The organism is Amycolatopsis sp. ATCC 39116 (assembly GCF_000231075.2).
GTDB lineage: Bacteria > Actinomycetota > Actinomycetes > Mycobacteriales > Pseudonocardiaceae > Amycolatopsis_E > Amycolatopsis_E tucumanensis.
On sequence record NZ_AFWY03000056.1, the window covers coordinates 42,949 to 51,203 of the forward strand.

Genomic DNA, 8,255 nt, shown 5'->3' on the forward strand with positions numbered 1-8,255 from the left:
GGCCCACCACCCGGCCCGGCCGCCCGTTCACGGCCATGTCGGAATTCCGCCAGTCAGGCGCCTGACCTGCTGGCAGGATCGAACCCATGACAGCGATCGCCGCACCGGCCGAGCAGGCGCTCTGGCGCGACAACGAGCGGTGCTACCGCGCCGTCGCCTCGCGCGACGCCCGCTTCGACGGCCAGTTCATCACGGCCGTGCGCACGACCGGCATCTACTGCCGGCCGTCCTGCCCGGCGCTCACCCCGCGGCAGGAGAACGTGCGGTTCTACCCGACCGCCGCCGCGGCGCAGGCCGCCGGCTTCCGCGCCTGCCGCCGCTGCCTGCCCGACGCCGTGCCCGGCTCACCCGAGTGGAACGTGCGCGCCGACCTGGCCGCACGGGCCATGCGACTGATCGCCGACGGGGTCGTCGAGCGCGAGGGCGTGCCCGGCCTGGCCCGCCGCCTCGGCTACTCCGAGCGGCAGCTCGGCCGGGTCCTCACCGCCGAACTCGGCGCGGGACCGCTGGCACTCGCCCGCGCGCACCGGGCGCACTCGGCACGGCTGCTCATCGAGCTGTCCGAGCTGCCGCTGGCCGACGTCGCGTTCGCGGCCGGCTTCGCCAGCGTCCGGCAGTTCAACGACACCATCCGCGAGGTCTTCGCCCGCACCCCGTCGCAGCTGCGCACGGCCGCCGCCGCAGCACGCCGCCGCGCCGGCGCCGCCGAGCCCGAAGCGGGCACGGCCGGGACCAGGCTGTCCCTGCGACTGCCGTTCCGGCCGCCGTTCGACGCCGCCGGGCTCCTCGGCTTCTTCGCCGCCCGGGCCGTGCCCGGTGTGGAGTCCGTCGACGAGCACAGCTATGCCCGCACCCTCCGGCTCCCGCACGGCGCCGCGACGGTGGCGCTGAGGCCGCAGGACGGGCACGTGCGCTGCGGCCTCCGGCTCGCCGACGTCCGCGACCTCGGCGCGGCGGTCACCCGGGCCCGGCGCCTGCTGGACCTGGACGCCGACCCCGAGGCCGTCGCGCGCGTGCTCGCCGCCGACCCGGCACTGGCACCGGCGGTCGCCGCGACCCCGGGCATCCGCGTCCCCGGCGCCGCCGACGGCTTCGAGCTGGTGCTGCGTGCCATGCTCGGCCAGCAGGTCTCAGTCGCCGCGGCGCGCACCGCCGCCGGCCGGCTCACCGCCGCGCTCGGCGAGCCGGTCCCGTGGCAGCCCGACCTCCTGCTGTTCCCCACCGCCGAGGCGGTGGCCGAGCGAGGTCACGAGGTGCTGCGGGGCCCGAAGCGCCGGATCGACGCCATCCTCGCCGCCGCCGCCGCACTCGCCTCCGGTGACGTCGACGTGCACGTCGGACGCGACCCCGCCGAGCTGCGAGCCGAACTCCTCGCCCTCACCGGCATCGGCCCATGGACCGCCGACTACGTGCTGATGCGCGTCCTCGGCGCTCCCGACGTGCTGCTCACCGGCGACCTCGTCCTCCGCAAGGGCGCGGCCGCCCTCGGCATCGCCGACGACATCCCCGCACTCACCGAACGCGCCCAGGCGTGGCGGCCTTGGCGGTCCTACGCCGGCATGTACCTGTGGCGCTCGAGCCAAGCCTGAACCCCGTCAAGGAGAACCGACATGAGCATCGCCCACTGGTCCACGACCGACACCCGGATCGGACCGTTCACCGCCATCGTCGCGAGCGACGGCGCCGTCCTGGCCTCCGGCTGGACCGCCGACCTCGGCGAACTGACTCCCCAGATCTCCCCCTCACTGCGCCCGTCCGAACTCCGCGAGAAGCGCGACCTCGGCGCGGTGAGCACCGCGATCCGCCACTACCACGACGGTGAACTGGACGCGATCGACGACATCCCCGTGCGCCAGCGGTCCGGCGAGTTCCTGCAGCACGCGTGGGACGTGCTGCGCACGGTGCCCGCCGGCAAGCCGGTCACCTACACCGAGTACGCCGCCCTCGCCGGCCGCCCCGCCGCCATCCGTGCCGCGGCCTCGGCCTGCGCCCGCAACGCCGCGGCGCTGTTCGTGCCCTGCCATCGGGTGCTCCGCATCGGTGGCGCGCTGGGCGGCTTCCGCTGGGGCGTGGACGTCAAGCGCTGGCTGCTCGACCACGAAACCCCGTACCGCTCCTGAACTTCACGCCATCTGCAACTCCAAACTCGACCCGGTGCGGGACTTGCGCACCCGCAACCGGGTCGGGATCCGCTGCCGCAGCTCCTCCACGTGGGACACCAGGCCGACCACCCGGCCTCCGGCCCGCAACTCGTCGAGGATGTTCATCACCACGTCGAGGGTTTCGGAGTCGAGCGTCCCGAAGCCCTCGTCGACGAACAACGTGTCCAGCAGCGAGCCGCCGGTCTCCGCCGCGACCACGTCGGCCAGCCCGAGGGCCAGCGCCAGTGACGCGAGGAACGACTCCCCGCCGGACAGCGTCTTCGCCGGACGGACCGTGCCGGAGAAGTCGTCCAGCACGTCCAGTCCCAGGCCGCCCCTCGTGCCGTGCGATCCGGCCGCATCGGAATGCACGAACGAGTAGCGGCCCTGGCTCATCGTCTGCAACCGCGCCGTCGCTGCGATGGCCACCTCTTCCAGCCGGGCCGCCAGCACGTACGACCGCAGCGACATCTTCCGCGCGTTCTGCCCGCGCCCGTTGACCACGTCGGTCAGCGCGTCGAGCTCGGCGAACTCCTCTTCCAGCGGCCGCAGCCGCTCGGTCGCGGCCGCCAGCCGCTCGGCCAGCGTGCCCAGGGCGTCGGCTTGGGCGGTCGCCGACCGCAGCACAGCCACCGCGGCCTCGGCTCGTTCCCGCGCCGCCTGGGCCTTCGCCCTCGCCGACTCGACGTCCACCTCGTCGTCCGGCCCGACCCCGAACAGCTCGGGCTCGTTCAGCGTGGCCCGCGCCGCCGCCTCCGCCGCACCCGCGTCGGCCAGCCGCTTCTCCAGATCACGGACCGTCGCCTCGTCACGCGCGGCAGCCCGCATCTCCTCCACGGTCTCGAAACCGGCTCTCCACAACGCTTCGCGGACCTCCGCGCGCTGACGCTCGAGCTGCTCAGCGGCGCTCGCAGCCGCGGACCGCGCCTCGGCGAGGGCGTCCAGCGCTCGCAGGATTCCCGTCAGGTGCGCGCGCCGGGCGGCGACGTCGGGGTGCTCACCTCGCGCCTCCTCCAGGCGCCGGGCGCGTTCGGCGACGCGCTCGGTCAGCGCCCGGTGCTGGGTCTCGGCGGCCGTGGCCGCCTGCAGTTCGGCCGCGCGCTTCTCTTCCAGTTCCCGTTGCTCGGTCTCGGCCGCCTGCACCTGCTTCGCGAGCGGCGCCCGCTGCTTCGCCAGCGCGTCGAGACCCGCGATCTCCCTGCGCAGCAAGGAAAGTTCCTCGGTCAGCTGCGCTCCGTCCCGGCCCCGCAGCCGTTCACGCAACGCCGCGAGCTTCGTTTCGGCGTCGTGCTTGGCCGCCTCCGCCGCCTTCCGGCGCCGCTCCGCCCGGCTCTCCGCCTCTTCGGCCGCCTGCTCCTGCTCCGGTGAAACTGCCTCCGGCGCCGCCATGGCCGGAGCCGGGTGGTCAGAGGAACCACACACCGGGCACGGCGAGCCGGACGTCAACCGGGACGCGAGCTCGGCCGCCATCCCGTCGAGCCGCCACCTCCGCAGCTCGAGGAACCGTTCACGCGCCTCCTGGTGCTGGTCGATGGCCTCGCGCGCCGCCGCTCCGGCATCCGCCACGGCGCGCTCGGCCGCGGGCAGGCGTTCCGCGTCCCGGACCGCGGCCACCAGTTCGGACTCGCGCTTGCGGACCTCACCGAGCTTCGCCTCGGCGTCGATCGCGACATCGAGCCGCCCCCGCAGGTCCCGCACGCGCTCCGGAATGCCCGCCAGCTTCTCCCCGAGCACCTGGACGCGGGCCCTGGCCTCGCTCGCGGCCTCGGCATGGCGCTCGATGTCCCGTCGATCGCGCACCTGCTGCTCGGCCTCGGCCACCAGCCCGGCGAGCGCACCGGCCTCCTCGCGCAGCTTCCCGGACAGCTTGCGCAACTCCGCGGTGTCCGCCTGCGCGTCCGTGAAGCCGGTCGCCACGAGGGCGGCTGCTTTCCGCTCCTCAGCCACGCGGGCTTCGTCCAGCTGCGTCGCGCACCGGTCCGCCTGTGCCGCGACACCCACCACTGCCGCCGCGCGCCTCGCCGACTCGAGCTCGGCGGCCCAGCGCTTCCGGTCCTCTTCCTGCTCCGCCAGTGCCGCGAGCCGCCGGTGCGCCTCCCGCACCCGGCGCACGCGTTCCGCCGCCGACAGCCGCTCGGCCAGCAGCTCGTCAGCCGATTCGCGCGCCGCCCTGGCACGTTTCTCGTCCTCGCGGGCCTGCTCCACACTGGAGCGGATCCGCTCGCCGGTACGCGCGACCCAGCCCGCGACGTCCTCTTCAGGCACGTCCTCCCCAGCCACCTGGGCGAACCGCGCCGTCCACTCGCGCAGGTCCTGGCGCTGCTGGTCGAGTTCGCGCCGCCGGTCCGCCCGCCGCTCCCGGAACCAGCCCTCGACCTCGGCGAACCGCTTCGTGCCGAAAAGCCGCTCCAGCAGCTTCTCGCGCTCGTCGGTGTCCGCGCGCAGGAAGCGGGCGAACTCGCCCTGCGGCAACAGCACGACCTGGAAGAACTGCTCCGCGCTCATCCCGAGCAGGCGCTGGACCGTGCGGCCGACCTCGTCGATCCGCGTCAGGCCCTCGGGGGGCTGGCCGGCGGGCGGCGGACCGACCCACCGGAGCACCGCCTTCGCCTGCTGCGTCGTCGTTCCCTCGCCACGCCGCTTCGGACGCTGGTACTCGGGGCTGCGCTGCAACCGCAGCCGCTGCCCCTGCACGGTCAGTTCGAGCACGACCTCGGTCGGCTCGTCCGGATCCGCCAGGTCGCAGCGCAGGCGCTTGACCTGACCGCGCGCACCGGGAACCGTGCCGAACAACGCGAACGCCACCGCGTCCAGCAGCGTCGTCTTGCCCGCGCCGGTGTCGCCGTGCAGCAGGAAGAGCCCGTCGGCGCCGAGCGCGTCGAAGTCGACGACCTCGCGGGACCGGTACGGTCCGAAGGCCGCCACCTCCAGCCGGTGCAGTCTCATGCCGCGTCCTCCCTGTCCGCCTTCTCCAGGGCCGTCCGGAGCAGCGCGGCTTCACGCTCGTTCGGCGGCGCGCCACGGCAGTCGTCGAGGAAACCGTGCGCGATCTCCTCGTCGGACCGGCCCCGCACCGCCGCGGCGTACCGCAACGCGGCGGACGTCTTACCGTTCTCCGGCTGCCACTCCAGGTGCACGGCGTGCGGGAACCGCTCCCGCAGCAACCGCATCGCGTCCACCGGACGGACGGGGTCGGTGAGCGTGACCGACAGGTAGCACTCGGCCAGCTCGTCGTGCGCCGGGTCGGCGAGCAGGTCCGCGAGCCTGCCGGTGATCTTCGCGAGCCGGCGCGGAACCGGCAGCTCGTGCCGCCGCACGCCGGCGAGGCCGGACGCGTCGAGGTCCACGATCCACACAGATTTCCGTTGCTGCGCCTCGGAGAACGAGTAGGCGACCGGGCTGCCCGAGTACCGCAGGTGCTCGGCGAGCGTCTGCGGGCCGTGCAAGTGTCCCAACGCGACGTAGTCAGCGCCGTCGAAGACCGCGCCGGGAACCTGTTCCACACCGCCGATCGCGATGGACCGCTCCGATTCGGTCGGCGCGCCGCCGGTCACGAACGCGTGCGCGAGCACGACCGAGCGGGTTCCCGGCGCGCGATCCGCGAGATCGGCGCGGATGCGGCGCATCGCTTCGGTGAGCACGCCCGTGTGCCCGCGAGCGCCCGTAACGCCGAGCGCGTGCCGCGCCGGTTCCGGCTCCAGGTAAGGGATGCCGTAGAGCGCGACCGGCCCGTGCTCGTCGTCGAGCAGGACCGGGTCGGCGATCCGGTCGATCGTGGTCCGCAGGTGCAGACCGCCCGCGGCGGCGAACTCGCCGAACGCGCCCAGCCGCGGGGCCGAGTCGTGGTTGCCGGAGGTCAGGACGATGTGCGCGCCGGCGTGCCGCAGGCGGCTCAGGGCGCGGTTGGCGACCTGCACCGCCTCGGCGGACGGCACGGCACGGTCGTAGATGTCGCCCGACACGAGGACGACGTCCACCCCCTCGGCGGCCACCACGTCCGCGAGGTGCGCGAGCACGGCGTCCTGCTCGGCGAGCAGGTCCAGCCCGTGGAAGGTGCGTCCGACGTGCCAGTCGGAGGTGTGCAGGAGTCTCACGTGGCCCAAGTTAGGAGGGGGGTCCGACAGAATCCCGCAGACACACCGCGATGCTTCACCCGAACGTGTGTTCGGAGTGGATCCGCGCGGCCGGGCCCCGTTTTTGTCGGTGCCCTCCGTCATGATGCGGTCACGTTCTCGACGATCAAGAAAGGAGGGCGGCAGTGGCCTCCACCGTGATCAGCACGGCAGCCGTCGCGATCGCTTTGGTCCTGGTCGTGGCGGTCGCCCTGCTGTGGCGGCTCTACGGCGACAGCATGCGCCGCGCGGACGCGGCGGCCCGCCAGGTCGAAGCCGAGCGGTCACGCGTGGATCAGCAGCAGGCCGCGCTGCGCAGGTACGAAGTGGCCTTCGCCTCGATCACCGGCAGGGGCGAACTGGGCGAGCAGGTACTGGCGGAGACCGCGCGGGCGCTGGGGTTGCGCGAGGGGCTGCACTACACACTGCAGACGGACCTGGGTGGCGGTGGATCGGCCAAACCGGACATGGTGCTGCGGGTCGGTGGCGACCGGGCCGTGCCGGTCGACGCGAAGGCGAGCCTGGCCTGCTGGGCGGAAGCGGTCGAGACCGACGATCCGGACGAGCGGATGGACGCGTTGCGGGTCCACGTGCGCAACCTCCGCTCCCGGGCGGCCGAGCTCGCGGGCAAGGGGTACCAGCGCTGGGCCGACGCGATCTACGGCACGGTGATGTTCGTGCCGTCCGACGCGGCTGTGGTGGCGGCGCTGGACACCGATCCCGAACTGCTGCGCTGGATGCTCGACCGGCGAGTGTTCCTGTGCGGACCGACCGGGTTCGCGGTGGTGGCGTCGGCCGCGCTGTTCGCCGCGAGCGACCGGGCGGTGGTGGACGACATCGAGCGGGTGCGGGCCGGCGCGGCGGCCGCGCACCGGGCAGCGGGCAACGCGGTCGAGGCTCTCAACCTCAGCAGCACCCACCTGCAGCGGTTCCTGTCGGCGCGCCGGCGGGAGATGGAGGCGCTCGAAGGGTTCCGGGCAGCCGTGGCGCCACTGTCGGACGCGGCCGCCAGCCCGACCGAGGTGGCGCCCATCCGAAGGGGGGACGAGATAGCCGCGAGCTAGCGAAAAATTCGCGTTACCGGCAGGTTGCCAACACGGCCGGACGAGCCGAAACCCCTGATCACGACGGGTTCCCGCGGGGGCGCGCCAGTGGTCTGAACCGCATCCTCGCCGGGATGGGGAGCCAGTGGGGCCGGCTACAGGTTACGGTGTTGCCTCGTGACCGCCATTCCCGATCGCCGGAGCGATTCCGACGCCGACGACATCCCCGTGCCGTGGGATCAGCGTCCCATCGTCGGTGAACGCCGGGGCCTGCCGTGGTGGGGTGCCGTGCTCCTCGCCTTCGGGCTGGCGGTGATAGGCGCGGTCATCGACATGCAGACGCAGAACAAGCTCGGCTGGCTGTTCCAGGGCGCGTACTTCGTCGGCGCGGTGGGCGCGGTGTGCGGTGTGCAACGACGCAGTCTGTTCGGGCCGATGGTGCAGCCCCCGCTGATTCTGGGGATCACCGTGCCCGGGGTCGTGCTGCTGGTCTCCGGGTTGCCGGACAACAGCGACATGCTGACGAAGGTGCTGGCGGTCGGCACGCCGCTGATCAACGGTTTCCCGACGATGGCGATCACGACGGGCTGCACCCTGGTGCTGGGCATCGTCCGGATCTACCGCGAGCGCGACCCGGACGCGAAGCCGAAGGCCGGCGACGGCAAGCGGCCCACGGACCCGAAGCGTCCCGGCGGGGAGGCTCGTGGTGGTGCGCCGCGGGGTGACGCGCCGCGTCGGCGTCGTCCGGCGGAGGACCGTGCCGGCTCGGAGGACCGTCCGGGCGGTGACGGCGCTGCCGCGGGTGCGGTCGCAGCCGGGCGTGGTGTGGCGGGGCGACGTCCCGGGCGCCGCCCGGTCGACGACGACCCGCGTCGCGCCGCGGACGACGCGCCTCGGCGCGGTCGGCGCGTTGCGGACGGTGGCGCGCGACGTCCGGCGGAGGACGACCCGCGCCGGGA

At 73.8% G+C, this 8,255-nt stretch carries 6 protein-coding genes; 4 read left to right on the plus strand and 2 right to left on the minus strand.

All coding sequences use genetic code 11. From position 1 onward, the window contains the following. Window positions 1–86: 86 nt before the first annotated feature. A complete protein-coding gene (locus AMY39116_RS0335335; RefSeq protein ID WP_020422317.1) occupies window positions 87–1,589 on the plus strand; it encodes an AlkA N-terminal domain-containing protein in 1,503 nt (500 codons plus the stop codon). A gap of 21 nt (window positions 1,590–1,610) precedes the next feature. Then, window positions 1,611–2,120, plus strand: coding sequence for a methylated-DNA--[protein]-cysteine S-methyltransferase (locus tag AMY39116_RS0335340; RefSeq protein ID WP_020422318.1), 510 nt, complete (start codon window positions 1,611–1,613; stop codon window positions 2,118–2,120). A gap of 3 nt (window positions 2,121–2,123) precedes the next feature. Here the strand turns inward: AMY39116_RS0335340 and AMY39116_RS0335345 are convergent, their stop codons facing one another. Both AMY39116_RS0335345 and AMY39116_RS0335350 read right to left on the minus strand, forming a co-directional pair. After that, window positions 2,124–5,087: an AAA family ATPase gene (locus tag AMY39116_RS0335345; protein WP_020422319.1), complete on the minus strand. Its 2,964-nt coding sequence runs from the start codon at window positions 5,085–5,087 to the stop codon at window positions 2,124–2,126. Then, window positions 5,084–6,235, minus strand: a complete 1,152-nt coding sequence (locus tag AMY39116_RS0335350; RefSeq protein WP_020422320.1) for an exonuclease SbcCD subunit D — start codon at window positions 6,233–6,235, stop codon at window positions 5,084–5,086. The genes AMY39116_RS0335345 and AMY39116_RS0335350 overlap by 4 nt, the downstream gene beginning before the upstream one ends. A 164-nt stretch (window positions 6,236–6,399) precedes the next feature. Between AMY39116_RS0335350 and rmuC the strand changes: the two genes are divergently transcribed. After that, complete coding sequence (rmuC, locus tag AMY39116_RS0335355; RefSeq protein ID WP_020422321.1) at window positions 6,400–7,317, plus strand: DNA recombination protein RmuC; 918 nt, start codon at window positions 6,400–6,402, stop codon at window positions 7,315–7,317. Between the two features lie 156 nt (window positions 7,318–7,473). Beyond that, window positions 7,474–8,255, plus strand: a 782-nt coding sequence (locus AMY39116_RS44910; RefSeq protein WP_020422322.1) for a DUF6542 domain-containing protein, incomplete at its 3' end; no start/stop codon positions are given.